Origin of the sequence: Tomitella gaofuii (genome assembly GCF_014126825.1) — a bacterium.
Lineage (GTDB): Bacteria > Actinomycetota > Actinomycetes > Mycobacteriales > Mycobacteriaceae > Tomitella > Tomitella gaofuii.
In genome coordinates this window covers 800,731-827,162 of sequence record NZ_CP059900.1, presented here as the reverse complement: position 1 = coordinate 827,162, position 26,432 = coordinate 800,731, and the positions used below count along the sequence as shown (strand labels likewise).

22 protein-coding genes and 3 pseudogenes are annotated in these 26,432 nt (G+C 71.2%); 6 read left to right on the top strand and 19 right to left on the bottom strand.

Translation table 11 applies throughout. The features are described 5' to 3' along the window. Positions 1 to 34: 34 nt before the first annotated feature. The 7 genes and pseudogenes from ccsB to H4F70_RS03810 form a co-directional block, all read right to left on the bottom strand. Positions 35 to 1,051: a c-type cytochrome biogenesis protein CcsB gene (ccsB, locus tag H4F70_RS03840; RefSeq protein WP_182359093.1), complete on the bottom strand. Its 1,017-nt coding sequence runs from the start codon at positions 1,049 to 1,051 to the stop codon at positions 35 to 37. Positions 1,052 to 1,054: 3 nt separating this feature from the next. Next, the gene (resB, locus tag H4F70_RS03835; protein WP_372497609.1) at positions 1,055 to 2,809 is read right to left on the bottom strand and encodes a cytochrome c biogenesis protein ResB; all 1,755 of its coding nucleotides are present in this window, start codon (positions 2,807 to 2,809) and stop codon (positions 1,055 to 1,057) included. Between the two features lie 79 nt (positions 2,810 to 2,888). Beyond that, positions 2,889 to 3,713 carry a cytochrome c biogenesis CcdA family protein gene (locus H4F70_RS03830; protein WP_182359092.1) on the bottom strand — a complete coding sequence of 275 codons (825 nt, stop codon included), beginning with the start codon at positions 3,711 to 3,713 and terminating at the stop codon, positions 2,889 to 2,891. Next, on the bottom strand, positions 3,710 to 4,339 hold the full coding sequence (locus tag H4F70_RS03825) for a TlpA disulfide reductase family protein (RefSeq protein ID WP_235681324.1): 630 nt from the start codon (positions 4,337 to 4,339) through the stop codon (positions 3,710 to 3,712). Before H4F70_RS03825 ends, H4F70_RS03830 begins: the two co-directional genes overlap by 4 nt. Next, a complete protein-coding gene (locus H4F70_RS03820; protein WP_235681481.1) occupies positions 4,336 to 4,950 on the bottom strand; it encodes a histidine phosphatase family protein in 615 nt (204 codons plus the stop codon). Before H4F70_RS03820 ends, H4F70_RS03825 begins: the two co-directional genes overlap by 4 nt. Before the next feature lie 74 nt (positions 4,951 to 5,024). Next, positions 5,025 to 6,286: pseudogene (gene hemL / locus H4F70_RS03815) on the bottom strand (glutamate-1-semialdehyde 2,1-aminomutase). Between the two features lie 201 nt (positions 6,287 to 6,487). After that, the gene (locus H4F70_RS03810) at positions 6,488 to 6,742 is read right to left on the bottom strand and encodes a hypothetical protein (RefSeq protein ID WP_182359090.1); all 255 of its coding nucleotides are present in this window, start codon (positions 6,740 to 6,742) and stop codon (positions 6,488 to 6,490) included. A 312-nt stretch (positions 6,743 to 7,054) separates the two neighbouring features. On the opposite strand from H4F70_RS03810, the gene H4F70_RS03805 reads away from it, so the two are divergent. Beyond that, positions 7,055 to 9,151, top strand: coding sequence for an acyl-CoA dehydrogenase family protein (locus tag H4F70_RS03805; protein ID WP_182359089.1), 2,097 nt, complete (start codon positions 7,055 to 7,057; stop codon positions 9,149 to 9,151). Positions 9,152 to 9,208: 57 nt separating this feature from the next. Here H4F70_RS03805 and rlmB read toward each other — a convergent pair whose 3' ends face one another. From rlmB to H4F70_RS03785, 5 genes and pseudogenes are all read right to left on the bottom strand, one after another. Further along, on the bottom strand, positions 9,209 to 10,198 hold the full coding sequence (gene rlmB, locus H4F70_RS03800; protein ID WP_182359088.1) for a 23S rRNA (guanosine(2251)-2'-O)-methyltransferase RlmB: 990 nt from the start codon (positions 10,196 to 10,198) through the stop codon (positions 9,209 to 9,211). A 66-nt stretch (positions 10,199 to 10,264) separates the two neighbouring features. Next, positions 10,265 to 11,686, bottom strand: coding sequence for a cysteine--tRNA ligase (cysS, locus tag H4F70_RS03795; protein WP_182359087.1), 1,422 nt, complete (start codon positions 11,684 to 11,686; stop codon positions 10,265 to 10,267). Positions 11,687 to 11,738: 52 nt separating this feature from the next. Then, positions 11,739 to 12,209, bottom strand: coding sequence for a 2-C-methyl-D-erythritol 2,4-cyclodiphosphate synthase (gene ispF, locus H4F70_RS20335; RefSeq protein ID WP_235681480.1), 471 nt, complete (start codon positions 12,207 to 12,209; stop codon positions 11,739 to 11,741). Between the two features lie 54 nt (positions 12,210 to 12,263). Next, positions 12,264 to 12,986: pseudogene (ispD, locus tag H4F70_RS20330) on the bottom strand (2-C-methyl-D-erythritol 4-phosphate cytidylyltransferase); the annotation flags it as partial. Continuing rightward, the gene (locus tag H4F70_RS03785) at positions 12,983 to 13,471 is read right to left on the bottom strand and encodes a CarD family transcriptional regulator (protein ID WP_143906260.1); all 489 of its coding nucleotides are present in this window, start codon (positions 13,469 to 13,471) and stop codon (positions 12,983 to 12,985) included. The pseudogene ispD and the gene H4F70_RS03785, both read right to left, overlap by 4 nt. 445 nt (positions 13,472 to 13,916) lie before the next feature. Between H4F70_RS03785 and H4F70_RS03780 the strand changes: the two genes are divergently transcribed. Both H4F70_RS03780 and radA read left to right on the top strand, forming a co-directional pair. Beyond that, the gene (locus tag H4F70_RS03780) at positions 13,917 to 14,651 is read left to right on the top strand and encodes a hypothetical protein (protein WP_182359085.1); all 735 of its coding nucleotides are present in this window, start codon (positions 13,917 to 13,919) and stop codon (positions 14,649 to 14,651) included. Between the two features lie 142 nt (positions 14,652 to 14,793). Continuing rightward, positions 14,794 to 16,176: a DNA repair protein RadA gene (gene radA / locus H4F70_RS03775; protein ID WP_182347267.1), complete on the top strand. Its 1,383-nt coding sequence runs from the start codon at positions 14,794 to 14,796 to the stop codon at positions 16,174 to 16,176. A gap of 9 nt (positions 16,177 to 16,185) precedes the next feature. On the opposite strand, the gene H4F70_RS03770 is transcribed toward radA, so the two are convergent. After that, complete coding sequence (locus H4F70_RS03770) at positions 16,186 to 16,704, bottom strand: PaaI family thioesterase (RefSeq protein ID WP_182359084.1); 519 nt, start codon at positions 16,702 to 16,704, stop codon at positions 16,186 to 16,188. A gap of 204 nt (positions 16,705 to 16,908) precedes the next feature. Here H4F70_RS03770 and disA point away from each other — a divergent pair, with 204 nt between their 5' ends. Then, the gene (gene disA, locus H4F70_RS03765; protein WP_182360154.1) at positions 16,909 to 17,994 is read left to right on the top strand and encodes a DNA integrity scanning diadenylate cyclase DisA; all 1,086 of its coding nucleotides are present in this window, start codon (positions 16,909 to 16,911) and stop codon (positions 17,992 to 17,994) included. Between the two features lie 32 nt (positions 17,995 to 18,026). Here the strand turns inward: disA and H4F70_RS03760 are convergent, their stop codons facing one another. Next, positions 18,027 to 18,746: a hypothetical protein gene (locus tag H4F70_RS03760; protein WP_182359083.1), complete on the bottom strand. Its 720-nt coding sequence runs from the start codon at positions 18,744 to 18,746 to the stop codon at positions 18,027 to 18,029. A 63-nt stretch (positions 18,747 to 18,809) separates the two neighbouring features. Next, entirely contained in the window at positions 18,810 to 19,436 is a 627-nt protein-coding gene (locus H4F70_RS03755) for a carbonic anhydrase (RefSeq protein ID WP_182359082.1), read from the bottom strand. 128 nt (positions 19,437 to 19,564) lie between these two features. Between H4F70_RS03755 and H4F70_RS03750 the strand changes: the two genes are divergently transcribed. Next, a complete protein-coding gene (locus H4F70_RS03750) occupies positions 19,565 to 20,458 on the top strand; it encodes an A/G-specific adenine glycosylase (RefSeq protein WP_182359081.1) in 894 nt (297 codons plus the stop codon). Positions 20,459 to 20,474: 16 nt separating this feature from the next. Here H4F70_RS03750 and H4F70_RS03745 read toward each other — a convergent pair whose 3' ends face one another. Next, entirely contained in the window at positions 20,475 to 21,350 is an 876-nt protein-coding gene (locus H4F70_RS03745) for an alpha/beta fold hydrolase (RefSeq protein ID WP_372497611.1), read from the bottom strand. Between the two features lie 77 nt (positions 21,351 to 21,427). Here H4F70_RS03745 and H4F70_RS03740 point away from each other — a divergent pair, with 77 nt between their 5' ends. Further along, positions 21,428 to 21,730 carry an antibiotic biosynthesis monooxygenase family protein gene (locus tag H4F70_RS03740; RefSeq protein ID WP_182347272.1) on the top strand — a complete coding sequence of 101 codons (303 nt, stop codon included), beginning with the start codon at positions 21,428 to 21,430 and terminating at the stop codon, positions 21,728 to 21,730. Positions 21,731 to 21,823: 93 nt separating this feature from the next. On the opposite strand, the gene H4F70_RS03735 is transcribed toward H4F70_RS03740, so the two are convergent. The 3 genes and pseudogenes from H4F70_RS03735 to H4F70_RS03725 all read right to left on the bottom strand — a co-directional run bounded on the left by H4F70_RS03735 (position 21,824) and on the right by H4F70_RS03725 (position 26,408). Beyond that, positions 21,824 to 22,258, bottom strand: coding sequence for an OsmC family peroxiredoxin (locus H4F70_RS03735; protein WP_182359080.1), 435 nt, complete (start codon positions 22,256 to 22,258; stop codon positions 21,824 to 21,826). Between the two features lie 239 nt (positions 22,259 to 22,497). Further along, positions 22,498 to 25,076 (bottom strand): annotated as a pseudogene (locus tag H4F70_RS03730) (ATP-dependent Clp protease ATP-binding subunit). 360 nt (positions 25,077 to 25,436) lie between these two features. After that, complete coding sequence (locus H4F70_RS03725; protein ID WP_182359079.1) at positions 25,437 to 26,408, bottom strand: esterase/lipase family protein; 972 nt, start codon at positions 26,406 to 26,408, stop codon at positions 25,437 to 25,439. Between the last annotated feature and the right edge of the window lie 24 nt (positions 26,409 to 26,432).

Sequence of the window (26,432 nt, the reverse complement as noted above, 5' to 3'; positions counted from 1 at the left end):
CGCTGCGGCCCCACTCCCTTCGTATGCCTCGACGTCAGGTCAGCCCGGCGTACGAGTGCAGGCCCGACACCACCATGTTGATGATGAACAGGTTGAACAGCATCGCCACGAACCCGGCGACGTTGATCCACGCCGCCTTCGTGTCCCGCCAGCCTGCGGTGGCGCGCGCGTGCAGGTACGCGGCGTAGACGATCCATGCGATGAACGAGACCGTCTCCTTGGGGTCCCAACCCCAGAACCTGCCCCACGCGGCCTCGGCCCAGATGGCCCCGCAGATGACACCGATGCCGAAGATCGGGAATCCGAAGACCACTGTCTTGTAGGCCAGCCGGTCGAGGTACTGCGCGTCGGGCAGCTTGGCCGCGAAACGTCCCGCGCGGGTGTCGGCCTCTTCGCCCTTGGGGAACCGGATGCGGAACAAGAACAGCATGCTGGCAACGCCGGAAACGAGGAAGATGCCGCTGCCGATGCAGATGATCGTCACGTGGATCGGCAACCAGTAGGACTGCAGGGCCGGCACCACCGGTGCGGCCGTGGCGTAGAGCACCGTGCCCGCGACGAACATCAGGATGACGACGGGCACCAGCACGAAGGCCAGCAACGGTCGCTTGCTCTGCGCGCGCAGCGTGCATACCGCGACGGCGGCGCCGACGAGGCAGGCCATCGATACGAACTCGTACATGTTGCCCAGCGGCATGCGTTCGGTCGCGAATCCCCGCAACACCATGCTCGCCAGGTGCAGCAGAACCCCCAGCACCGTGAGCGAGAAGCCCATGTTCGCCAGGCGTTCTTGGAGCGGGCGGGCCGCTCCTCGCGCACCCGAGGGCTGGTCCGGGTCGGTGCCGGTGCCGCCGCCCGGCCCCGCCGGCACGGAGTCGCCCTCCCCCGCGGCGACGCCCACCAGTTCACGTGCACGATCCTTCGCCGTGACGGCCTTGGTGCGCATCGACGCATACGAGGCCATGATCAGCAACACGGCCAACACGTAGATGACGAATGCGGACTTGAATGCGAAGTCGCTGTACTGTGCAAGATTCTCGTTGACGGGCATCCTCTACTCCTGCGTCCCTTCCGCTGCGGCGCGCGCTGTGCCGCCGTTGCCGTCCGCGGGCTCGGCGAAGAGCCGCTCGGACAGTCGGGTGAATTCGCCGCCCCAGCCTGCGTGATCGGTCCGGGCCAGACCGCCAAGCTCTACTACAGTACGTCGCAGCGGCGGTGCGGGTCCATCACCGGCCGCCGCCGCATCCGGCGCGGGCGACATGCGCGCCCACACGCGGCGCCGCTTGATCAGCAGTGACACCAGCAGTCCACCGATCATCATCACGGCGAACACGAGCACCCACGTCTGCGCGGGGTCGTGCGACACCTGCACGTTGATGAACTCTTCCGCGCCGTCGAAGCGGATGACGGTCCCGTCGTCGAGGGTCGTCGACTCGCCGGGCATGAGGTTGACGCGGTCCTTCTTGACCAGCCGCCCCTGGTCGATCATCGACTGGTTGAGCCGGAAGATCGACGTGGACAGCCCGCTGTCGATGCCGGTGTCGCCCTTGAACACGTCGATGGCGACGGCCGGGTTGAGCATCTCCGCGTTGACGGACGTCATCAAGGTGCCGTTTTCGCCGGTGAAGCGCGCCGTGGGGGCGAACAGCCCCTGGATCGCGATCTGATTCTGCCGTGCCTCGTCGGGGCTCGCATACATCCCGGCCGGCGGATCGAACGTCATCGCGCCCGCGCTGAGGAACGTGGTGGCGTCCTCCGGGGCGAACTGCAGCGTCTGTGTGTTGGACTCGCCGCCCGGGAAGGTGACGGTGAACGTCGGCGCGAACCCGTGCCCCTGCAGGTAGACGCGGTCGCCGTCGATGCGCAGCGGCTCATTCACCTGGAGCCGGTAGTCCTGCCATTCGTCGGAGCCGGCGGCCACCTGCGCCTCGGTCTGGTATTGGATGTTCGAGGTGAACATCTCCGCCTGGCCGTTGGGCAGGTAGTCGGCGGTGAAGTCGTCGACGCGGACGCAGAATCCGGAAAGCCCCGTGCCATCGATATCGAGCCCCGCCCGGAACGAGTCGTACGCGGCCGGGGTGGTGTTGCAGAAGCCGTACTGGCCGTTGTCGGCGATGACGATCCGGTTCCCCTCGTAGCCGTAGATCTTGCCCATCGCGATGGCGACGAGCAGGCCCACGAGGGAGAGGTGGAAGACCAGGTTGCCGACCTCGCGAAGGTAGCCGCGCTCTGCGGACACCGTCACCGAGCGGACGCCGCCGCGCGACTCCTCGCGCGTCTCGGTCCGCCAGCCGCGCAGCATTCCGCGAACGGTGGCCGCCGCCTCGTCCACGTCGCCGTCGATCTCCCCGGACGCGTGGTGGGGCAGGCGCGACAATCGCCGCGGGGCGCGCACCGGCGCGGTGCGCAGCGCCTTCGCGTGTGCGCCGACGCGGGGCGTGATGCACCCGACCAGCGAGATGAACAGCAGCACGTAGATGGCCGTGAACCAGAAGCTGCCGAAGACGTTGTAGACCTCGAGCTTGTCGAACAGTGGGCCGATGATCTCGTGGTCGGCGATGTACTCGTCGACCTTCTGCGCGTTCAGGCTGCGCTGCGGGACCAGCGCCCCGGGTATCGCGGCCAACGCCAGCAGGAACAGGAGCACCAGCGCGGTGCGCATGCTCGTCAGCGACCGCCACAGGTTGCGCAGGACCGCGAACACGCGGCGCAGCGGGCCGCGCCCGCCGCCGGGCCGCCGCGTCGGTTCCTGCGGCGGAGTCGGGGGCTGCGGCTGCGATTGCGGCTGCGGCTGCGTCGACGTGCTCACTGCAACTCCCTCACCGCTGGTCCTCCTTCATCCATGGCCGCCCTGCAGGGCGGGTTCGTATCCGCTGCACCGGCGCCCCTCAGATCGGCAGGACCGTGTCGGAGACGAATGCGGCCTGGATCCACCCGACGAACTCGCCCCACAGGCCCGTCACCAGCGCGACGCCGACGGCGATCATCATGATCCCGCCGAACACCTGGATGGCGCGCGCGTGGCGGCGCAGGAAGCCCACGCCGCGCAATGCGGCCGCCGAGCCGAACGCCAACACGACGAACGGCAGCCCCAGCCCGATGCAGTAGGCGACGATGAGCACCACGCCGCGCACCGCGGTGGTGCCCTCCGTGCCCGCCGCCACCGAGATCACTCCGGTGAGCGTGGGTCCCAAGCACGGCGTCCAGCCCAGGGCGAAGACCGCCCCCAGCAGCGGCGCGCCCACCAACGATGTCAGCCGGGTCGGCACGTGCCGCGTATCCCGCTGCAGCAGCGGGAAGAACCCGAGAAACACGAGCCCCATCGCAATGGTGACGACGCCGCCGATACGTTCGATCAGCTGCCGGTTCTCGCCGAGCACGGTGATCGCGCCGAAGACGGTGGCGGTGAGCAGCACGAACACCACGGTGAACCCCGTGACGAACATCGCCGCCGCGCCCGCGACGCGCATCCGGCCGGCCCTGCGCGCACCCGAGCGCGCCTCGGCCACCGTCACCGCCGGCGTCTCCGCCCCCGCGACGCCCGCCAGGTAGGACAGGTATCCGGGCACCAGCGGCACGACGCACGGCGAGGCGAACGACACCAGCCCGGCCAGCAGGCAGGCGGCCAGCGCCAGCAGGAGCGGGCCGCTGGACGCCGCGGTGTAGAAGGCGTTGTCCTCGACGCCCGCGGCGAGCAACAGTGGGCCGGTCATGGCGCCGCCGGTTGTTCCGCCGCGATCCGCTCCACCACGGGCTGCAGCTCCTCGGCGGTGAGGGCCTTGAGGAACACCGCCGCCACCCGGTGTTCACGGTCGAGGACCAGCGTCGAGGGGACGACGTTGGCGGGGAAGTTCCCGAGCGCGCCCAGCGTGCGCATGGGCGGATCGTAGATCGACGGATAGCTCACATCGTTGGCGCGGAAGAAGTGCTGCGCCTTGTCCTTGTTGTAGTCGCGCACGTCGATGCCGAGGAACTGCACCCCCTGGTCGCGTGTCGCCTCGTAGACGGACTCCAGCGCGGGCACCTCGGCGCGGCACGGACCGCACCACTGGCCCCACACGTTGAGCACGACCACCTTGCCTGCGTAGTCGTCCAGGCTGAGGGTGGCGTCGTCGTCCATCAGCGAAGGCCCGGAGATGTCGCCGATCGTGCCGCGCGCGGACGGAGGATCGTAGAAGATCTCCGTCTGACCGCCCGGGGAGACGAACTGGAACGAGCCGCCCTGCGCCACCGCGTCCGACCCCGTGGAGCAGCCGGTGAGCACCAACACCGCGGCCGCGAGCATCGCCGCCGCGGCAGCGGCCTGCCGGCGCCGCGGGCGCGCGGCGCGGACCGTCATGCCCCCGTCACCCGCGGGTCGGAGGCGCCGGCGGGTTCCGAATAGACGATGTCCACCAAGTGATCGCCCTCGAAGACCAGGCTGGTCAGCGAGGCGAGCCCGCACTGGCGGCGGCGCGGATCGTGCCAGAGCCGATCGCCCTGGAGGAACCGCCGCAGCGTCCACACCGGAAGCTGGTGGCTGACGCACACCGCCTCATGACCGCGGGCCTCGACGCGGGCCGCGTTGGCCGCGGCGAGCATCCGGTGCGCGATCTGCAGGTACGGCTCGCCCCACGACGGGGTGAACGGGTCGCGCAGCTTCGGCCAGTGCCGCGGCCGACGCAGGGCGCCGTCGCCCACGGCCACCCGCAGTCCCTCGAAGGCGTTGTCGGCCTCGATGAGGTGCTCGTCGGTGGCCACGGTGAGATCGTGCGCGGCGGCGATGGGGGCGGCGGTCTCCTGCGCCCGCTGCAGAGGCGACGCCACCACGTAGGTGATGTCGTGGTCGGCCAGCGCATCCGCCACGGCCCGCGCCTGTGCCTGGCCGTTGAGCGACAGCCGGAACTCGGGCAGCCGCCCGTACAGGATCCCCGTGGGGTTGTGCACCTCGCCGTGACGCAGAAAATGCACGACCGTGCGCGTGGCATCCGGGGCGCCTGCACCGCTGCCGGGCGCGGCGGTGGTCGGTTCTCCACGTTCGTCGGTCACTGCTCGCCTTCCTGTGCCTGCGCGGCCGCCTGCGCCGCCGCCGTCGCCGCCGCGGAGATGGTCTCGAACGCGTCGCCGTCCAGCGCGGCGGACACGAACCAGGTCTCGAAGGCACTGGCCGGCGCGTACACGCCGTGGTCGAGCAGCGCGTGGAAGAACGCGGGGTACCGCCACGTCTGGGAACTCTTCGCGCCGGCGAAATCGTCCACCCGCTCGGGCGCGAAGAACAACCCCACCATCGTTCCCGCGTGCTGCACCTGATGCGGCACCCCGGCGACGGTGAGGGCGTCGCTCAAAATCGTACGCAGTGTCCGCGCGTTGCGCTCCAACGCCTGGTAGACGCCGGTCGTCGGCCGCGCGGAGCGTGGCCAGGCCGGCCGCCGTCGCCACCGGATTGCCGGACAGCGTGCCCGCCTGATACACCGGGCCCTGCGGCGCCAGGGTGGGCCATCACGTCTGCGCGCCCCCCGAACGCCGCGGCCGGAAGCCCGCCGCTGATGACCTTGCCGAACGTCATGAGGTCGCCGCGCACGCCGTCGATTCCGTACCAACCGGTGGCCGTGGCGCGGAATCCGGTCATCACCTCGTCCATGATCAGCAGCGCGCCGTCCGCCGTGCACAGGCGGCGCAGCCCCTCGTTGAATCCCGGGACGGGCGGCACGGTGCCCATGTTTCCCGCCGCCGCCTCGGTGATCACGCAGGCGATCTGCCCCGGCAACTCGGCGAACACGCGCTCGACGGCCGCGAGATCGTTGTAGGGGACGACGATCGTGTCCTCGGCCTGGGCGCCCGTGACGCCCGGCGAGGTCGGCAGGCCGAAGGTGGCCACCCCCGACCCGGCGTCGGCCAGCAACGCGTCGACGTGGCCGTGATAGCAGCCGGAGAACTTCACGATCTTGCCGCGACCCGTGAAGCCCCGCGCCAGGCGGACCGCCGACATCGTCGCCTCGGTGCCGGAGTTGACCAGCCGCACCGCTTCCACCGGGTCGATGCGGGCGGCGATCTCCTCCGCCAGTTCGACCTCGCGCTCGGTGGGCGCGCCGAAGGACAGCCCGGACGCCGCGGCCTCCTGCACGGCCTCGACCACCCGCGGGTGCGCGTGGCCCAGGATCATCGGCCCCCATGAACCGACCAGGTCGACGTAGCTGTTGCCGTCCTCGTCCGTCAACCGGCACCCGCGGGCCGAGCGGATGAACGGCGGGGTGCCGCCGACCGAGCCGAACGCGCGGACGGGCGAGTTGACCCCGCCCGGCGTCACCGCGGAGGCGCGGGCGAAAAGCGCTTCCGAATGCGCGTGCGCGGCGGTGTCGGGATCTGCGGTGGGACGCGGGCCCGACGTGCCGCCCTCGGCGCCGCCGGCCCGGGATTTCGATGCACTCACGACCACAAGTGTCCCAGCCTGCGCGCCGCCGTCAACGACAGGGTGTAGTGGAGTGCCGGCCGTCACCGCCCGCCGCGATCAATACACGGGGCTCAGGTCGTCGAAGATGACTGCGTGGCACGGGATCTGCGGCAGGCAGAGCTCCGGGCTCCGCACCATCGCCTGCCGGACGCCGTTCACGACCCGGTAGTAGTGGTAGTGGACGCCGTCGATCGTCGTCGCGCGCACGTCGCCGCCGCCGAGGATCACGTCTTTGTCGGTGTGGAGCACGTCATCGATGGTCGCGATCCCGTGCACCTGCAACTCATGGCCGGCGCCGGGCAGCGGGGTCATGGGGGGCGGATCCGCGGCCGCGGCGGGTGCCCAGGCCAGCGCCGCGCCGCACGCCATCGCGAACGCCGCGGCACCGCCGCCACCGCCCGGTGCGCGGCTCCCCCGGACAGCGCCGTCCCGGAGATCGCCGTTGCTGTTCCGCCACGCCGCCGCCTGTTGCCCATGTCACTCATGCAACACCATCGCCGCGCCGCACGCCACCGTTTCCGCTCTGCGCGCACCATCCGCCCCACGCCCGGCCACCCGCCCCGACCGGACGGCACCGGAGCCACCGTGCATGCACGAACCCGCGTGTCCGGTTAGCGTCGTGGCATGGCAGACACCCCGGTCGGCACGCGAAACCCGCACAATGCGCCCGCCCCTTCCGCCTCGGCCGCGGCCGACGGCGCCGCCCCGGCGGCCGACGCCGAGATCGCGGCGCAGATCCGCACCGTGCTCGACGGCCGCTGGGCGCACGTCCGCGAGACCTCGCGCGCCCTGCTCGACGACGCCGCGTTCCTCGACGACCCGTCGCTGGACCTCGCCGCGTCGCGACAGCGCGCGCTCGACCAGATGCACCGGCTCGCCCGCACCGACTGGCCGGCCAGCGGCTTCGGGGTGGAGGCCGGCGGCACCGGGGATCCCGGCGGGGCCGTGACCGGCATCGAAATGCTCGCCCAGGCCAACCTGTCGCTGATGGTGAAGGCCGGCGTGCAGTGGGGGCTGTTCGGCGGGGCGGTCGAGAACCTGGGCACGCAGCGGCACCACCGCGAGTACATCGCGCCACTGATCAACCTGGACCTGCTCGGCTGTTTCGCCATGACCGAGATCGGTCACGGCTCCGACGTGCAGAACCTGGAGACGACGGCCACCTTCGACCCGGACACCGACGAGATCATCGTCCACACGCCGACGCCGTCCGCCGTCAAGGAGTACATCGGCGGGGCGGCGCTGCATGCCCGCATGGCAGCCGTGTTCGCCCAGCTCATCACCCATGACGCCGACGGCGCGCCGCTCGATCACGGCGTGCACTGCGTCCTGGTTCCCATCCGCGACGACGACGGCGGCCCGCTGCCGGGTGTGACGACCGCCGACGACGGGCTCAAGGGCGGGCTGCGCGGTGTGGACAACGGCCGCGTCGCCTTCGACCGTGTGCGCGTGCCCCGTACGAACCTGCTGAACCGGTACGGGGACATCGACGCCGACGGGCGGTACACCTCGCCGATCGACAGCCGCAGCCGACGATTCTTCACCATGCTGGGCACTTTGATCCGGGGCCGCGTCAGCGTCGGCGGATCGGCCGGCTCGGCGGCACGCGTGGCCCTCGAGATCGCGGTGCGCTACGCCGAGCAGCGGCGCCAGTTCAGCGTGCCCGGCGGCGACTCCGGCGACGCCGCGGCCCCCGACGGCGGTGGCCCCCGCCGCACCGGCGAGGTGCTGCTCATGGACTACCTGCAGCATCAGCGCCGCCTGCTTCCGCTGCTCGCGCGGAGCTTCGCCCTGGGGTTCGCCCAGAACGAGCTGGTCTCGAAGATGCACGACCTGCAGGTGGCGCAGGATCCCGACCGGCACGAGCAGCGCGAGCTGGAGAGCCGCGCCGCCGGGCTCAAGGCGGCGCAGACCTGGCACGCCACCCGCGTCATCCAGGAGTGCCGCGAGGCGTGCGGCGGGGCCGGGTACATGGCGGAGAACCATCTGACCGGGCTCAAGGCCGACTCCGACGTGTTCACCACCTTCGAAGGCGACAACACCGTCCTCACCCAGCTCGTGGCCAAGGAGCTGCTCACCAGCTACGCCGACGAGGTGTCCGAGTTCGGCGCCGTGGGGTGGATGCGGTTCGTCGCCGAGACCGTGGCGGACACCGTGCGCGAGCGGACGGCCGCGCGCCAGATCATCCAGCGGATCCTCGACCGGTCCGACGAGACCCTCGAGGAGGGCGACCTCGCCGAGAGGTCGGTGCAGCTGCGCATGTTCGAGGACCGTGAGCAGCACGTGCTGGAGACCGCGGCGCGCCGCCTGCGCCGTGGCGCGCCGGGCGCGGACGGCGAGGATCCGCTCGCGGAGTTCGAGGCGTTCAACTCCGTCCAGGACCACGTGCTGCGCGCGGGACGCGTGCACATCGAGCGCGTGGTGCTCGAGGCGTTCCTCGCGGGCATCGACGAGTGCCCCGAAGGCCCGGCGCGCGACCTGCTCGAGGACGTCTGCACGCTTTACGCGCTGCACTCGATCGAGGAGGACAAGGCCTGGTTCATGGAGCACGGCCGCCTGTCCACAGAGCGCGCGAAGGCCGTCACCCGGCACGTGGGCGAGCTGTGCACCCGGCTGCGGCCGCACGCGCTCACCCTGGTGGCGGCGTTCGGGATTCCGCGCATCCTGCTCGACTCGGCCATGCTCGACGGCCCGGGCACCGATCCGGTGCGCCAGCGCTGACCCGTGTGGGGGTCAGCGGGCCCGGTTGTTCACGGCAGGGGGTTCACCGCAGGCGGCTCACTGCGCCCGGCGCTGCCGCGCGACCTCGGCGAGCACCACGCCGGCGGCGACGGAGGCGTTGAGCGACTCCATCTCGCCGGCCATGGGGACGTTGACGACGCGGTCGCAGGTCTCCCGCACCAGCCGCGAGAGCCCCTTGCCCTCCGACCCGACGACGAGCACGAGCGGATCGACCGCCACGTCGAGGTCGTCGATGGACGTCTCGCCGCCCGCGTCGAGCCCGGCGACCTGAAAGCCGGCCTTCTGCCACGACTTGAGGGTGCGGGTCATGTTGGTGGCCTTGGCGACCGGGACCCGCGCGGCCGCGCCCGCGCTGGTGCGCCAGGCGACGGCGGTGACCGACGCGCTGCGCCGTTCGGGGATCAGCACGCCGTCGCCGCCGAACGCGGCGACCGACCGGATCACCGCGCCGAGGTTGCGCGGGTCGGTGATGTTGTCGAGCGCGACGATGAGCGGCGGCCGCCCGCTGCCCCGGGCGTGGTCGAGCAGCTCGTCGGGGTGCGCATAGCGGAACGGCGGGATCTGCAGCGCCACTCCCTGGTGCACGCCGCCGGTGGACATCCGGTCGAGGTCGGTGCGCGGCACCTCCTGGATGGAGATCCCGGCCTCGGCCGCCAGCTGCACGGCCTCGGTGAGGCGCTCGTCGTTCTCGGTCCCCACGGCCACGAACAGCGTCGTGGCGGGCACCCGCTGCCGCAGGCACTCGAGCACCGGGTTGCGGCCGAGCACGTTCTCGTGCGCGGCGTCGCCCCGGCGCGCACCGCCGGACTGCCGCCGTGCCGGCTGTGCGCCCCCGGGCGCCGTCCCCGCGGTCTTGGCCGCCTTCGCAGCCTTCTTGGCGGCGGGGTGGTACGGCCGCATCTCCTTCGGCGGCGTCGCCCCACGCCCGCGCAGGCTCCGTCGGCCCTTGCCGCCGGAACCCGACACCTGCCCCTTCTTCGTGCCGGACTTGCGGATCGCGCCGCGCCGGGAAGAGTTACCTGCCACTGTTCAAGCCCTCCGGTGTGGTGCGATCCGAATCTGCGCCTGCGTCGTACGTGCGCACGTCATTCGTCATGACACGCCCCGCGGGTCGGCGCCGTCCGCGCGCAGCGCCCATTCGGGCCCCTCCGGGGTGTCCGTGACTTCGATGCCGGCGGCCGCAAGGCGGTCGCGCACCTCGTCCGCCACGGCCCAATCCTTCTCTGCGCGCGCGCGAGTGCGGATCTTCAGCTGCTCGACGATGAGCGCATCCAGCGCGGCGGTGGCGGGCCCGGCGTCCGTGCCCGCGCCGTCCGCGGACCAGTGCTCATCGAGCGGGTCGACGCCCAGGATTCCGGTCATCGCGCGCACCGCGGAGGCGCACTCCGCGGCCGCCGCATGCTCTCCCGCCTCCAGGGCGCGGTTCCCCTCGGTGACGGTGCCGTGCAGCACGGCGAGCGCCGCGGGCACTCCGAGGTCGTCGTCGAGCGCTCCGGCGAACTCCGCGGGCCACTCGCCCACGCCCACCGGCCCCACCCGATCGTCGACGCGCCGCACGAAGGCCTCGATCTTCCGGTACGCGGCGACGGCGTCCTGCAGCGCGGACTCGGAGTACTCGAGCATCGAACGGTAGTGTGCGCTGCCCAGGTAGTAGCGCAGCTCCTGCGGCCGCACCTGGGCGAGCACGTTCGGGATGGACAGGACGTTGCCCAGCGACTTGCTCATCTTCTCGCCGCCCATGGTCACCCAGCCGTTGTGCAGCCAGGTGCGGGCGAAGCCGTCGCCGGCGCCCCGGCTCTGCGCGCGCTCGTTCTCATGATGCGGGAACGCCAGGTCCATTCCGCCGCAGTGGATGTCGAACGACGCGCCCAGGTACGCGGTGGCCATCGCCGAGCATTCGAGATGCCATCCCGGCCGGCCCCGCCCCCACGGCGTGGGCCAGGACGGCTCGCCCGGCTTCTCCGCCTTCCACAGCGTGAAGTCCCGCGGATCGCGCTTGTGCTCGCCCGCGCTCTCGCCCTGGTGCACGTCCTCGAGCCGGTGGCCGGACAGCCGGCCGTAGCCGGGGAAGCTGCGCACGTCGAAATACACGTCGCCGCCCTCGGCGTATGCGCACCCGGCGTCGAACAGCCGTTGCATGAGATCCACCATCTCGGTGATGTGCCCCGTGGCCCGCGGCTCCGCGGACGGCGGCAGCACATTGAGCCGGCGGTACGCGTCCGTGAATGCGCGTTCGTATGTGGCGGCCCACTCCCACCAGGGCCGGCCGGCCTCGTCGGCCTTGCGCAGGATCTTGTCGTCGATGTCGGTGACGTTGCGGATGAAGTGCACGTCCAGCCCCTGCGCCAGCAGCCAGCGGCGCAGTACGTCGAACGCCACGCCGCTGCGCACGTGCCCGATGTGCGGCTCTCCCTGGACGGTGGCGCCGCACAGGTAGATCGAGGCCACCCCGGGCACGAGCGGGGCGAACGGGCGCAGTTCCCGTGTCTCGGTGTCGTAAAGGTGCAGCGTCACAGGCATCGATCCTACTGGTGATGGTTGGTTTCGGTGCAGTCGCCCCGCGCCGTCAGCGGGCGGGCGACACCAGCGCAGTGGCCGTGGCCGCGAGCCCCTCGCCGCGCCCTGCGAAGCCGAGGCCGTCGGTGGTCGTCGCCGACACCGACACCGGCGCGCCGAGCACCGCGGACAGCACCGACTGCGCCTCCTCGCGGCGCGGACCCAGCCGCGGCCGGTTTCCCACCACCTGCACCGCCGCGTTGCCGACGACGAGGCCGTGCTCGAGCAGCAGCCTGCGGACCTCGGCGAGCAGCGCCGCGCCGGAGGCCCCGGACCATTCCGGCCTGCCGGTCCCGAACACTGCGCCCACGTCGCCCAGCCCCCCGGCGGACAGCAGCGCATCACACAGGGCGTGCGCCGCGACGTCGCCGTCCGAGTGCCCGGCGCACCCGTCGTCGTCGGGGAAGTACAGTCCCGCAACCCAGCAGGGACGACCCTTCTCCACCGGGTGCACGTCGGTGCCGATCCCCACGCGTGCCATGTCCGTTCCACCTCCGGCGCCGAGCGCGGCGGGTTCCGCGCCGACGAGCGCCTCCGCCAGGGTCAGGTCCATCGGACCCGTGATCTTGAAGGCGCGCTCGGCCCCCTCGACGACCGTCACGGGCTCGCCGAGCAACTCCACCAGCGCGGCGTCGTCGGTGGCGTCGCCCTCGTGCTCGTGCGCGCGGTGCAGCAGGTCCGCACGGAAGCCCTGCGGCGTCTGCACCCCGCGCAACGTCGAGCGGTCGAGCGTCCCGGCGACGATGCGCCGCCCACCCGCCGTCGACACCGGCTTGATCGTGTCCGACACCGGAACCCCCGGGATCACGGCGGACGCGCCGCGGCGCAACTCGTCGACCACCCGGGCCACCAGCTCCGGCGGCGTGAGCGCGCGCGCCGCATCGTGGACGAGCACCAGATCGGCCTCCGGCGCCGCCGCGAGCCCTGCGCGCACGGAATCCGAGCGTTCGGCCCCGCCCACCACGATCCGGATGCCGGCACGGAGCGCTCCCGCGTCCACGGGGGCGAGCAGGCGCCGCGTGTGAGCCTCGTACCCGGCGGGCACGATCACGACTGCGCCGTCGACGCGACCGGACGCGACCAGCCCTGCGACCGCCCGCCGCAGCATGGGCACGCCCGCCACCGGGACGAAGGCCTTGGGCCCGTCCGCGCCCAGACGCACACCGCGGCCGGCGGCGGGAACGAGTGCGATGACTGTTCCGCCGCCGGCCGTGGGGTCTGCGTCCGATCCGGCCCGCGCGGGGTCGGAGTCGTTCACGACGCGGTGGCCAGCACCTCGTCGAGGATCGACTCGGCCTTGTCGCTGTCTGTGTTCTCCGCCAGGGCCAACTCGCCGACGAGGATCTGCCGGGCCTTGGCGAGCATGCGCTTCTCCCCCGCGGACAGGCCGCGGTCCTGCTCGCGCCGCCACAGGTCGCGGACCACCTCGGCCACCTTGTTCACATCGCCGGAGGCGAGCTTCTCCAGGTTGGCCTTGTAGCGCCGCGACCAGTTGGTCGGCTCCTCCGTGTGCGGGGCGCGCAATACCTCGAAGACCTTGTCGAGCCCCTCCTGATCGACCACGTCACGAACGCCGACGTACTCGGCGTTGGCCGCCGGCACCCGAACCGTCAGATCACCCTGGGCGACGCGGAGCACCAGGTACTCCCGGGGCTCCCCCTTGATCGTCCGCATCTCGATCGCTTCGATCAACGCCGCGCCATGATGGGGGTAAACGACGGTGTCTCCGACACTGAAATTCATCTGTTCGATTCCCCTTTCAATGTGCCCATCATAACACGCCGCCCACCTGGACCTTCATTGTCCTCGCAGGTCAGGCGCGCCGTACGGAACCCCGGGCGGCCACCCGGGGCGGCTGGACGGTCGTCCATCGTGCACACGTGGGACAAAACCGCAGCGGACGTCCCCGCGCCCGCCGCAAGATGTGACGGACGTCCACCCCCTGGCCGCGCCCCGCATCCCGGACCCTCGTGTCACCGTCGGCGGCGACGCGCACTACTGTCTGTAGGAGAAGCACTGAGTCCACCACGCCGGACGGAGCAGGTACCATCTCTCCAGCCCGGAGCCCGCGGTGGCGGCGCCCGGCGCCGGGGCTCCGCCGACTGTTCCGGCGGCGGCAACACTCGACAGACCCCCGGTGGGCGGCGGCCAGGCCGCCGACCACGCGATACGCCCTGGAGGATCACCCGTGACAGCCTCAAATGCGTCGACTCCCCGCAACCAGGCGGGGATCCGCCGACCGCTCGGCCGCCGCGGGGCAGCCGTGGTCGCCTTCGCCGCGGCCGCCGCCCTGGGCCTGTCCGCCTGCAGCGCCGGACAGATCGCACAGACCTCCGAGCAGGTCCCGGCCGTCACCGGCTCCCACGTCCAGTCCGCCGACGGCACGATCTCGCTCAACGACATCCAGCTGGTGCTCGCCACCGAGAAGGCGCTGAAGGACTACAACCCGTTCCACCTGACCTTCACGGCGTCCAACGCCAGCCCCACCACCGACTTCCCGCTCGAGCAGATCACCGTCGACGGCACGCCCGTGACGATCGAGCAGCAGCCTGTGACCCTCTGCGGCTCCAGCGCCCTCACCACCGCGACCTCGCAACAGCTCGGCGAGGCCGATGCGGTGGCCGCCGAGGGCCCCTCCACCACCGCCGCGGCGACGCAGACGGGCACCGAGGCCGCAACGACGTCCGACGAGCACCTCTGCGTTCCGGTGGGCGGCGCGTCCGGCGCCGCCGTGGACGCGGCCGCCGACCCGCTCGAGGATCTCACCGCGATCAAGCTCCGGCCGGTGACCCTCGAGGGCACGCACCGCCCCGGCACGAACGTGGAGGTCACCTTCACCTTCGACGGCACGGCACCACTCACGACAGAGGTCCCCGTCACCGTCCCCCAGCACTGGGAAGGCGAACGCTCCGAAGGACACTGAGCGATCGCGGCGCCGGCCGCGTGCACACTGCCCCGGGCCCCTCACATCGAGGAGCCCGGGGTTCTTCGTTTCCCCCCACGCCCCGCGCCCCGACGTGCCACTCCTGCCACTCCTGTCGGGGCCCCGCCCTATGCTTCGAGACGTGGCAAAGACCAGAGTCTCGTTCCGCTGCAACGAATGCAGCCATTCGACGCCGAAGTGGGCCGGTCGCTGCCCCGGCTGCGGCAGCTGGGGCAGCCTCCACGAGCGCGCGGAGCTCGCCGCGGTCGGCGGCGGGCCGGACCGCGGCGCCACCCGCATGCCCGTCGCACTTCTGCCCTCCTCGCCCGCAGTGCCGCTGACCACCGTCGACGCCACCACCACGCGGGCCGTGCCCACCGGCGTCGACGAACTCGACAGGGTCCTCGGCGGCGGCATCGTGCCGGGAGCCGTGGTGCTGCTCGCAGGCGAACCGGGAGCCGGCAAATCCACTCTGCTCCTGGAGGTCGTCCACCGTTGGGCCCTCGGCGGCCGCGGCCGTGCGCTGTACGTCACCGGCGAGGAGTCTGCAGGCCAGGTGCGGCTCCGAGCCGAGCGCACCGGCACCGTCCACGAGGACGTCCTGCTGGCCGCCGAGTCCGATCTCGCCACGGTCGTCGGCCACGTCGATGCCACCGCGCCCTCACTCCTGGTGGTGGACTCGGTGCAGACAATGCTCGCGCACGACGCGGACGGCGTCACCGGCGGCACCACGCAGGTGCGCGCCGTGACCGCCGCACTCACCGCGCTGGCGAAAGCCCGCGGGATCGCCGTGCTGCTGGTGGGGCACGTCACCAAGGACGGCGCCGTGGCCGGTCCGCGCACGTTGGAGCATCTGGTCGACGTGGTCCTGCACTTCGAGGGCGACAAGAACTCGACGCTGCGGATGGTGCGCGGCGTGAAGAACCGCTTCGGCGCGGCGGACGAGGTCGGCTGTTTCGAGATGCGGGACGACGGCATCGCCGGCATCGCCGACCCCTCGGGCCTCTTTCTGCATCACCGCGACGGCACGGTGCCCGGCACCGCGGTCACCGTGACGATGGACGGCAAGCGCCCATTGCTCGGCGAGTTGCAGGCGCTGGTCGTCGAATCGGCTCTGCCGTCGCCGCGCAGGGCCGTGAGCGGACTCGACTCGTCCCGGGTGGCGATGGTCCTCGCCGTGCTCGAACGGCACGCCGGGCTCAAGATCGGCAAGAACGACGTCTACGTGGCCACCGTGGGCGGCATGCGGGTCACCGAGCCCGCATCGGACCTGGCGCTGGCCCTGGCCGTCGCGTCGGCCGTCTCGGGCCGCCCGGTCCGGGACGGCACGGTCGCGATCGGCGAGCTGGGCCTGGCCGGAGAGGTACGGCGCGTGACGGGGGCGGGGCGGCGTATCGCCGAGGCCGCGCGACTGGGGTTCCCCACGGCGCTCGTCCCGCCGGACAGCGGCCGACTGCCCGCAGCGACGCGGGCCGTCGAGGTCTCGGACCTGTCCGCGGCGCTCGAGTCGGGGCTGCGCACGTAGTGCGCACCGTCAGATGCGGGTGGAGTTCCCCACCAGGTCGCGGAAGTGCACGGCCTGGTCGATCGTGATGAACAGAGCCTGTGCGCTGCCGGCGGGCGTCTCGGCCCCGTCCACATACACCTCCGCGGACGCGTACAGCTTGCGGCCCAGCACCCCGTCCACGCGTGCCCGCACCGTCAGGTCCGACCCCACGGGAACCGGACTCGCGAAGTCCACCTCCAGGTGCGCTGTCACCACCTCGACTGCGAGCAGCTTCGCCGAGAAGCCCATCACCTCGTCGAACACCGACGACAGTACGCCGCCGTGGATCACCCCCGGACCGCCCTCGAAGGCCGGGTCGACGACGATCCTGCCGGTCACCTCCGCGCCCGTGCCCGCGGACACGTCGAGACCCAGTCCGCCGTCGCCGGTGCCGCGGCAGCCGAAGCATCCGTGCCAGTGCTCCGGGATGGGTTCACCGGGTGCCGGCGCTTCGGGATGCCGCTCCGGCGGCGCGGCCTCCCCGGGTACCGTCCAGTTGCTGCTCATGGGCAGGTAATCTAATTGCGGCGTGACGCGACCCGCCGGGCGCCTCCACGGATCGTGCGCCGGCACACATCTTCCCGGTACGGTTCCGCGTGCGGACGCCGGGCCGCGTGCACAGACCGGCCGTGTCGCTTCCGGGAGCCTGTCGCAGGTGGGAAGTCGCGGGCCGGAGAGTCGCAGGCCGGGAGAAAGGCGGGGAACGTGCCCATCGAAGAGCGGCGCCAAACGGCGAGCCTGCGCGACACCGTCGCCCGCCTGGCACCCGGCACAGCCCTCCGCGACGGTCTCGAACGGATCCTGCGCGGCCACACGGGCGCCCTGATCCTGCTGGGCTACGACCCGCTCGTGGAGAGCATCTGCGACGGCGGATTCGAGCTCGACGTGGCCTTCGCGCCCACCCGCATGCGCGAGTTGTCGAAGATGGACGGCGCCGTCGTCCTGTCCACCGATTGCACGCGGATCCTGCGGGCCAACGTGCAGTTGATGCCGGACGCCAACCTGCCCACGGAGGAATCGGGCACCCGCCACCGCGCCGCCGAGCGCACCGCCATCCAGACCGGCCATCCGGTGGTGTCCGTCAGCCAGTCCATGAGCATCGTCAGCGTGTACGTGGGCGGGCACCGGCACCTCATCGAGGATTCGGGCACCATCTTGTCGCGCGCCAACCAGGCCGTGGCCACGCTCGAGCGCTACCGGAGCAGGCTCGACGAGGTGGACCGCCAGCTGTCGGTGATCGAGATCGAGGACTTCGTCACGCTGCGCGACGCGATGACGGTGGTCCAGCGCCTGGAGATGGTCCGGCGGCAGTCCACCGAGCTGGAGAAGCACGTCGTCGAGCTCGGCACGGACGGGCGTCAGCTGGCGCTGCAGCTCGAGGAGCTGGTGGGCAATCGGGACGCGGGCCGGGAGCTGCTGGTGCGCGACTATCTCCCCGGGGGCACCCTCCCGGACAGCAGCCGGATCCGCACCGCCCTCGAGGCGATCGACCAGCTCACCGGCGCCGACCTGCTGGACCTGACCACGTTGGCGCGGGCGTTCGGCTACACGCCGACGATCGAGTCGCTCGACTCGCCGATCATGCCGCGCGGCTACCGGCTGCTCACCCGGATCCCCCGGTTGCAGTTCACCCAGGTGGACAAGCTGGTCGATGCGTTCGGCACGCTGCACGAGCTCCTCGCGGCCACCGCCGCAGACCTGCAATCGGTCGACGGGATCACGCCGATGTGGTCACGCCACATCCGCGAGGGACTGTCGCGCCTCGCCGAGGCCGGCATCGCCGAACGACTGGGGTGATCTGCGCCCCTTCTGAATACCGGGTGCGCGGGTCAGTGGATGTTGAACGGCACGGGCTTGCCGGCGAGCGACCCCAGGTGGGTGGTCACCGCGTAGACGCCCGGCGGCACCGGCTTCCGGTCCGCGGGCGTGCACCCCTGGCTCGACGTGGTCCCCGCCCACACCATCTTGAACTGCGCCTGCTCCCCCGGTTCGAGCGTGCGGATGTCGCTGCCGGTGCCGGGGAAACAGTCCGCGTTGGACCAGACCTGGCCGCCGTCGACGGCTTCCACGGTGTTGACGATCATCGGCCCGCTCAGGTCGCGCACGCACGGCACCGAGCCGATGTTCGTGACCGTCGAGATGAACGTGACCGATTCGCCGACCGTGTAGTTGGGCTTATCCGGGGCCACGGTGAGCCCGATGGACGAATCCGCGCATTGCCCACCGGGCACCGTCGTCTCCTGGCCTTCGGCCTGGGCGGCGCCGGCCGGCTGCGGCGCCTCGCCCGGCGCCGCGGTGCCGGAAACGGCGGTTCCGGACGACGTCGCGGTCCCCGTCGGGGTGGCCGTTCCGGACTCGGCGGTGGCGGGAGCCTCCGGCGAGTCGGAGGTCTTCACCACGGCGGCCGCGGACGGCTCGTCGGACCCGCCGCCGCAGGACACGGCGACGAGGATGACGACCACGATGAGCACGACCAGCGCGACGCCCACCGCGGCGAAGCGTCGCCGCCGGTAGATCTGCTGGGGCAGCGGCCCCTCCGGTTCCCACACGCCGTCAACGGTAGGCGAGGATCGCGGCGACGGGGTGCACCTCGATCGGCGTGTCGGTGTCGGTCAGGCCACCTGCTCGCCCACGTCGCCGATGACGCCCCGAAGCTCCATGTGTCCGTCCGACAGGGTGTAGGTGAGGCCGACGATGGCGCACTTGCCCTCCTCGACCCGCTGGGCGATGAGCTGCGAGCGCTCGGTGAGCAGGTGGGCCGTCTCCATGACGTGTTTGCCCAGCAGCTCGTCGAAGGTGGAGAGCCCCTCACGCCGCCCCTGGAGCACCGACGGGGCGACCCGCTCGACGATGCTGCGAATGAAGCCGGAGGGGATGTTGCCGTTGTCGAGCGCGTCGAGCGTCGCACCGAGGCCCCCGCAATTGTCGTGTCCCAGCACGATGACGAGGGGGACCTCGAGCAACTCGGTGGCGAACTCGATCGAGCCGAGCACCGAATCGTCCAGGACATGCCCCGCTGTCCGGACCACGAAGACGTCTCCGAGGCCCTGATCGAAGGTGATCTCCGCGGCCACGCGCGAATCGCCGCACCCGAAGATCACCGCCGTCGGATGCTGCGCGGCCACGAGCTCCTCGCGTCGATCCACACCCTGGGACGGGTGCAGGGGCTTACCTTCCACGAAACGACGGTTACCCTCCTTGAGGGCGTTCCAGGCAGAGACAGGATTCGAATTCGGCATGGGTTCAGTATGTACCTGCGAAAAGTCGTCAATTCGTCGACCCCCCGACTTTCGAGGTTTCGACGGAACGCATCGAAATTGCTACTGACCAGTACAGTCACCGATGCAGCGACGGGAGGAGGCCGCCGATGGACACGGCGACGGACGGGCGCGGTCCCGCCGGCGAGCTGGCCGGCTGGTACGCCGCCCGCGGGCGCGATCTGCCCTGGCGCCGCACGGGGACCGACGCATGGCGGATCCTGCTGTCCGAGGTGATGCTGCAGCAGACCCCGGTCGCGCGCGTGCTCCCCGTATGGGAACGGTGGGCGCGGCGCTGGCCCGCCCCGTCGGCCATGGCCGCGGCCACCGCGGGCGAGGTGCTGCGCGAGTGGGGGAGCCTGGGATACCCGCGCCGGGCGCTGCGTCTGCACGAGTGCGCCGGCATCCTCGCGCGCGAGCACGGTGACACGGTGCCCGGCGACGTCGACACGTTGCTCGGTCTTCCGGGCATCGGCGCCTACACCGCCCGCGCCATCGCCTGCTTCGCCTACGGCCAGCGCGTGCCGGTGGTCGACATCAACGTGCGGCGGGTCGTCGCACGGACGGTCCACGGCCGCGGCGACCCCGGTCCGCCGTCCACCCGCCGCGACTTGGAGGACGTCGACGCGATGCTCCCGGCGGCCCCCGCGGCGGCGGCACGCCTGTCGGCCGCGCTCATGGAGTTCGGCGCGCTCGTCTGCACCGCACGCACCCCCGGCTGCGACACCTGCCCCTTAACCGAATGTCGTTGGCGCTCACTGGGTTTCCCCACATACGAGGGGCCCAGACGTGCCACGCAGAAGTTCGAGGGCACCGACCGGCAGGCGCGTGGCCGGCTGATGGCCGTACTGCGCGCGGCACGCGGTCCGGTCGCACGCGCACGGCTGGACGCGGCGTGGACCCGCGAACCCGCCCAGCGCGACCGCGCACTGGGCACGCTGCTCGCAGACGGGCTCATCGAGCAGACCTCCGACGGCATGTTCGCGCTGCCCGGCGAGCACTGACGAGGCGCCGAAAGGCTCACCGCGGGGGGCCTCCCAGCTCGGACAGGAACGCCTCCACCGCGCCGCGGTACTCGTCGGGCGCGTCGGACTGGACCAGATGCCCCGCATCCGCGACGCGCACATACCGGGTCGCGACGCCGGGACCGCGATCCTGTACGGCCATCCGGCGCATCTGCCCTTCCGGCGTCAAGGTGTGTTCGGCCTCGATGAGCAGGGCGGGGCACCGGACCTGCGACCACTGCCGCCAGTAGGTGCGCGTCCCCCAGTGCTGGGCGATCCGCTGCCACACCGGGATCCGCCCGTGCAGTCGCCAGCCGTGCGCCGTGCGGTCGAACGAGTCCAGAAAGTACCGTCCGGCGACCTCGCCGAACATCCCGGTCGCCTGCGCACGCGTGAACTCCTCCGGCCAGCTGCCGAACCATCCGTCCCACGGGCCGGTCGTCCAACCGTAGAAGTCCGGAGCCATGTCCTCGACGACGACCGCTTCGACCAGGTCCGGCCGCGCTGCGGCCAGGCACCACGCGTGGAGTCCCCCCATCGAATGCCCGATCACCACCGCCGGCCCGTCGCCCACGGCCTCCAGCGCCGCGGCGGCGTCCGCGACGAACCGTTCGGTGCGGAGGGCGGCGTCGGCGGGTTCCGCAGTTCCGGCAGGTACGGCGACATCGTGGAGCTCCGCGTACGGATCCACCCATTCGCGTCCCCTGTGCCAGGCCGCGTCGAGCGTGTACACGTGCCCGTACCGGCGCAGCCACCCCACGTGCGGCGCCCATGCGCTCCCCCTGCCCATCAGCCCGTGCAGCAGCAGGATCGTGCGGCCGTCACCCGGACCGGCCCCGTCGGGACCCCCGTGATCGGTGATGCCGAGCCGCTCGCGATCCTGCCTGCCGATACCCACGGTCCAGCACGCTACCGCCGCGCCGCGCCGCACGCCCGGCCCAGGGGCCGGCCGCCCGGTACTGTCGTGGCATGAGCGTCGTGAAGATCAATGCCATCGAAATCCCCGAGGGCGCGGGGCCGGAACTGGAGAAGCGCTTCGCGGCGCGCGCGGGCGCGGTCGAGGGTTCCCCCGGCTTCGTCAGCTTCCAGCTGCTGCGCCCCACCAAAGGCGAGGACCGCTACTTCGTCGTCACCGAGTGGGAGACGGAGGAGGCCTTCCAGGCATGGGCCGACGGCCGCGGCAAGGCCGCCCACGCGGGTGACAAGCCGAAGCCCGTCGCCACGGGCGCCTCCCTGCTCGAGTTCGAGGTCGTCGAGAACGTCCGCCGCTGAGTACCGGACACGCGCGTACGGGGCCGCAGGCGGGAATCGTCCCCCGCCGGCGGCCCCGTACGGCTTTCGGGATGTGCCCGGCTGTGCGTCGGCTCAAGCCAGCTGCGCGTCCAGAGTGATGTCCACCCCCGCGAGCGCCTTGCTGACGGGGCACATCTCCTTCGCGGTCCGGGCCGCCGTGGCGAACGCGTCCGCATCCATGCCGTCCACCTCGCCGCGGAGCGTCAGGGCGATGCCGGTGAGTTTGAAGCCGGGGTCGTCCGGCCCCAGTCCCACCTCCGCGGTCACGTCGAGCTTCTTCACCGTGCCGCCCGCCTCCCCGATCACCGCGGAGAGTTGCATCGCGAAGCAGGCGGAATGCGCCGCGGCGATCATCTCCTCCGGACTGGTGGTGCCGTCGGCGGCGTCGGCCGAGCGCGTGGGGAACGAGGTCGTGAAGGTGCCGAGCCCCGAACTGGTGAACTCGACCCTGCCCGACCCCTCCTGGAATGAGCCGGTCCACTCGGTGCGTGCGCTGCGCTTGGGCATCTGACGTCCTCTCGATGTGTCGCGTCCCGTCCGGGCCGCGCGGTGCGCCCGCGGCGGCCCGTCCGCGTGACGCGCATACGGATCCTTGCCACACCCATCATCGCCGCCGACACGAATAAAGTCACTACCCGTCGTAGTAAATCGCCGCCCGCGCGCCGATGACCCGACGGACGGCGCCGGGCGGCACCCGCGATGGGTGCCGCCCGGCGCCGCCTGTCCTCGAGTTCTTCGCGCCGCTCCTATTCGCCGCCGGCCTTATCGCCGCCGGACTGCGAGGACTGCTCCTCGCCGCCGGCCCCCGCCAGCGCCCCCTCGGGGGTGTCCGGCAGGGCATCGGGCCGCGGCTGCCCGGTGAACGTGAATGCGGCCTTGTCCCCGGAGCCCTCGCCGTCCCAGCCTTCGACGTCGACGAGCACGATCTCGCCGGGGCCGACCTCGCCGAAGAGGATCTTCTCCGAGAGCTGGTCCTCGATCTCGCGCTGGATGGTCCTGCGCAAGGGCCGGGCGCCGAGCACCGGGTCGAAGCCGCGCTTGGCCAGTAGCGACTTCGCCTTCTCGGTGAGCTCGATCGCCATGTCCTTGGCGGCCATCTGCGTCTCCAGCCGCGTGATCATCAGGTCCACCATCTCGATGATCTGGTCGCGGGTGAGCTGGTGGAACACGATGATGTCGTCGATGCGGTTGAGGAACTCCGGCCGGAAGTGCTTCTTGAGCTCGTCGTTGACCTTGAGCTTCATCCGCTCGTAGTTGTCCTGCTCCGCGTCGTTGGACGTGAAGCCCAGGCCGACCGCCTTGGAGATGTCCGAGGTGCCCAGGTTGGAGGTGAAGATGAGCACGGTGTTCTTGAAGTCCACCAGACGCCCCTGGCCATCGGTGAGACGGCCGTCCTCCAGCACCTGCAGGAGCGTGTTGTAGATCTCCTGGTGCGCCTTCTCGATCTCGTCGAACAGCACCACCGAGAACGGCTTGCGCCGCACCTTCTCGGTGAGCTGGCCGCCCTCTTCATAGCCGACGTACCCGGGGGGCGCGCCGAAGAGCCGCGACGCGGTGAAGCGGTCGTGGAACTCGCCCATGTCGATCTGGATGAGCGCGTCGTCGTCACCGAAGAGGAACTCTGCCAGCGCCTTGGACAGCTCGGTCTTGCCGACGCCCGAGGGCCCGGCGAAGATGAAGGAGCCGGACGGCCGCTTGGGGTCCTTGAGCCCGGCGCGGGTGCGGCGGATTGCCTTGGACACGGCGGCGACGGCGTCCTTCTGCCCGATGATGCGCTTGTGGAGCTCGTCCTCCATGCGCAGCAGGCGGCTCGTCTCCTCCTCCGTCAGCTTGAACACGGGGGATGCCGGTCCAGCTGCCCAGAACCTCGGCGATCTCCTGATCGTCGACCTCCGCGACCACGTCGAGGTCGCCGGACCGCCACTGCTTCTCGCGGTCGGCCCGCTGCTGGATGAGCTGCTTCTCCTGGTCGCGCAGGCTGGCGGCCTTCTCGAAGTCCTGTCCATCGATGGCCGACTCCTTCTCGCGGCGCACGTCCGCGATCCGGTCATCGAAGGCGCGCAGGTCCGGCGGAGCGGTCATGCGGCGGATGCGCATGCGCGCGCCCGCCTCGTCGATCAGGTCGATGGCCTTGTCCGGCAGGAATCGGTCGCTGATGTAGCGGTCGGCCAGGGTGGCCGCCGCGGTGAGCGCGCTGTCGGAGATGGACACCCGGTGGTGCGCCTCGTACCGGTCGCGCAGCCCCCTTGAGGATCTCGATGGTGTGCTCCACCGACGGCTCGCCCACCTGCACCGGCTGGAAGCGGCGCTCCAGGGCGGCGTCCTTCTCGATGTACTTGCGGTACTCGTCCAGCGTGGTGGCGCCGATGGTCTGCAACTCGCCGCGGGCCAGCTTGGGCTTGAGGATCGACGCCGCGTCGATGGCGCCCTCGGCCGCACCCGCGCCGACGAGCGTGTGCAGCTCGTCGATGAACAGGATGATGTCGCCGCGCGTGTTGATCTCCTTGAGCACCTTCTTGAGGCGCTCCTCGAAATCACCGCGGTACCGGCTGCCCGCGACCAGCGATCCCAGGTCCAGGGTGTAGAGCTGCTTCTCCTTGAGGGTCTCCGGCACGTCGCCGGCGACGATGGCCTGCGCCAGTCCCTCGGCGACGGCCGTCTTGCCGACGCCGGGCTCGCCGATGAGGACAGGGTTGTTCTTGGTGCGCCGGCTCAGCACCTGCATCACGCGTTCGATCTCTTTGGCCCGGCCTATCACCGGGTCGAGTTTGCCGTCGGTCGCAGCCTGCGTGAGATTGCGTCCGAACTGGTCGAGCACCAGAGACGTCGACGGCGTGCCGGACTCGCTGCTGCGCCCGCCGGTGGCCGCCTCAGCGCCCTCCTTGCCCTGATACCCCGACAGCAGCTGGATCACCTGCTGACGCACACGGTTGAGGTCCGCGCCCAGCTTGACCAGCACCTGCGCGGCGACGCCCTCGCCCTCGCGGATCAGGCCCAGCAGGATGTGCTCCGTGCCGATGTAATTGTGGCCGAGCTGCAACGCCTCGCGCAGGCTCAACTCGAGGACCTTCTTGGCGCGCGGCGTGAACGGGATGTGCCCGGACGGGGCCTGCTGCCCCTGTCCGATGATCTCCTCGACCTGGCTCCGCACGCCTTCCAGAGAGATGCCCAGCGATTCCAGGGCCTTGGCGGCGACCCCCTCGCCCTCGTGGATGAGGCCCAGCAGGATGTGCTCCGTGCCGATGTAGTTGTGGTTGAGCATCCGGGCCTCTTCCTGGGCCAGGACGACGACGCGCCGCGCGCGGTCGGTAAACCTCTCGAACATTGCTCTCCCTCACATTTTCGGCAGCAGAGCCGTCACTGCGGCGTACCCGTCGCACGGCGCGGATACGCAGCCTCTTGTCACACAGTCACGCTGGCCTGCGGTCTGGCGCACCCGGTGAAGGGCGACGCCGGCATTCCGGATTGCGGGAACACCCGTACCGGGACCACGCGTCCACCGTGATGCACGCACCGCCCCGGCACCTACCCGATACTCTAGTGGCCCGGTCGACCGGCCGTAGCCGGTCACCCGGGCCCGGTCGGCGCACCGACACCAGGATCCGTGTCCTACGGGTCAACGCCGCACGTCAACGAATACTTCCAGGCCCCCTACGCCGACAGCGAACAGCGTGGGCCACGCCGGTCAACCCGAGAACGGCTGCACAGCAACGCACGGCACCGGCACCGGATCGGCCGGGTCGAGCGCATTGAGGACCATCGCCTGCGCGCGCACCGACGCCACCAACGACGAGTGATCCGAGTGGTCCTGCGGGCAGCCGTCCTGCACGACGATGTTCGTCGCGTTCTGCCCCTCCACGTATCCCGACGACCAAGGGACGACCGTCCCGTCGTACCGGGTCATGATGTTGGTGTATTCCACTCCGGGGGCGTAGGTGCCGCCCGCGTTCATCTTCTCGATGAACGGCGACCCGGCCGTCATCTGCGCGCAGGCACCGCAGTACTCGTCCATCAGAGCGGTCATCGCATCCGTGACCGGGTCGCCCTGCGCCGCCGTGCCGGCCCCCGCCGTCAGCGGGCCCACCGCGTCCGTGCCGTTCCACAGCGGTGCCAGCGAGACGTACTCGTCCACCGTGGGCGCGCCGCCGAGGAACTTCACATAGTAATTCGGCATCAACGTGCCCTGCGAATGCCCGACGAAGTCCACCTTCTGCGCCCCGCTGGCCGCCAGCACCTTGTCGACGAACACCGACAACTCCTGCGCGGAATCCTGCATCCGGGTCAGGCCGCCGAACGCGCTGAGCGGCCATGGCGTCCCCGGATTCACCCCGTAGTCGAGCGCGTACACGCAGTAGCCCGCGTCCTTGAGACGCGGCGCCATCGCCCCCCAGTTGATCTGCTGATCACTGAAGGTGCCGTGCACGAGGATCACCGGCTCCGGATGCTCCGCGCCGGGCGTGCACCCCCAATCGTTGACGCCCGGCAGCGACCCGCCGGGGTTCCTCAGCACGGGCATGAACGTGTCGGTCAGCGTGGTGATCCGATCCCACGGCGAAGCGGCCGACGCCGTCGCCGGCGCTGCCCCGAACACCGCGAGCACGGCCGCCACGGCCACCACCCCCCGCCCCACTGTGCGGTCACCGTGTCGACGTGCCATGGACGCTCCTCGTGAGTTCGGCTC

Coding starts and splice junctions, on each gene's coding strand:
- H4F70_RS03810 (WP_182359090.1), bottom strand. CDS start 6,742: ATGACCCCGCTGCCCGGCGCCGGCCATGAGTTGCAGGTGCACGGGATC.
- H4F70_RS03770 (WP_182359084.1), bottom strand. CDS start 16,704: ATGAGCAGCAACTGGACGGTACCCGGGGAGGCCGCGCCGCCGGAGCGG.
- H4F70_RS03755 (WP_182359082.1), bottom strand. CDS start 19,436: ATGCCGAATTCGAATCCTGTCTCTGCCTGGAACGCCCTCAAGGAGGGT.
- H4F70_RS03750 (WP_182359081.1), top strand. CDS start 19,565: ATGGACACGGCGACGGACGGGCGCGGTCCCGCCGGCGAGCTGGCCGGC.
- H4F70_RS03740 (WP_182347272.1), top strand. CDS start 21,428: ATGAGCGTCGTGAAGATCAATGCCATCGAAATCCCCGAGGGCGCGGGG.
- H4F70_RS03725 (WP_182359079.1), bottom strand. CDS start 26,408: ATGGCACGTCGACACGGTGACCGCACAGTGGGGCGGGGGGTGGTGGCC.
- H4F70_RS03785 (WP_143906260.1), bottom strand. CDS start 13,471: ATGAATTTCAGTGTCGGAGACACCGTCGTTTACCCCCATCATGGCGCG.
- ispF (WP_235681480.1), bottom strand. CDS start 12,209: ATGGCACGCGTGGGGATCGGCACCGACGTGCACCCGGTGGAGAAGGGT.
- H4F70_RS03830 (WP_182359092.1), bottom strand. CDS start 3,713: ATGACCGGCCCACTGTTGCTCGCCGCGGGCGTCGAGGACAACGCCTTC.
- H4F70_RS03735 (WP_182359080.1), bottom strand. CDS start 22,258: ATGCCCAAGCGCAGCGCACGCACCGAGTGGACCGGCTCATTCCAGGAG.
- ccsB (WP_182359093.1), bottom strand. CDS start 1,051: ATGCCCGTCAACGAGAATCTTGCACAGTACAGCGACTTCGCATTCAAG.
- H4F70_RS03825 (WP_235681324.1), bottom strand. CDS start 4,339: ATGACGGTCCGCGCCGCGCGCCCGCGGCGCCGGCAGGCCGCTGCCGCG.
- H4F70_RS03805 (WP_182359089.1), top strand. CDS start 7,055: ATGGCAGACACCCCGGTCGGCACGCGAAACCCGCACAATGCGCCCGCC.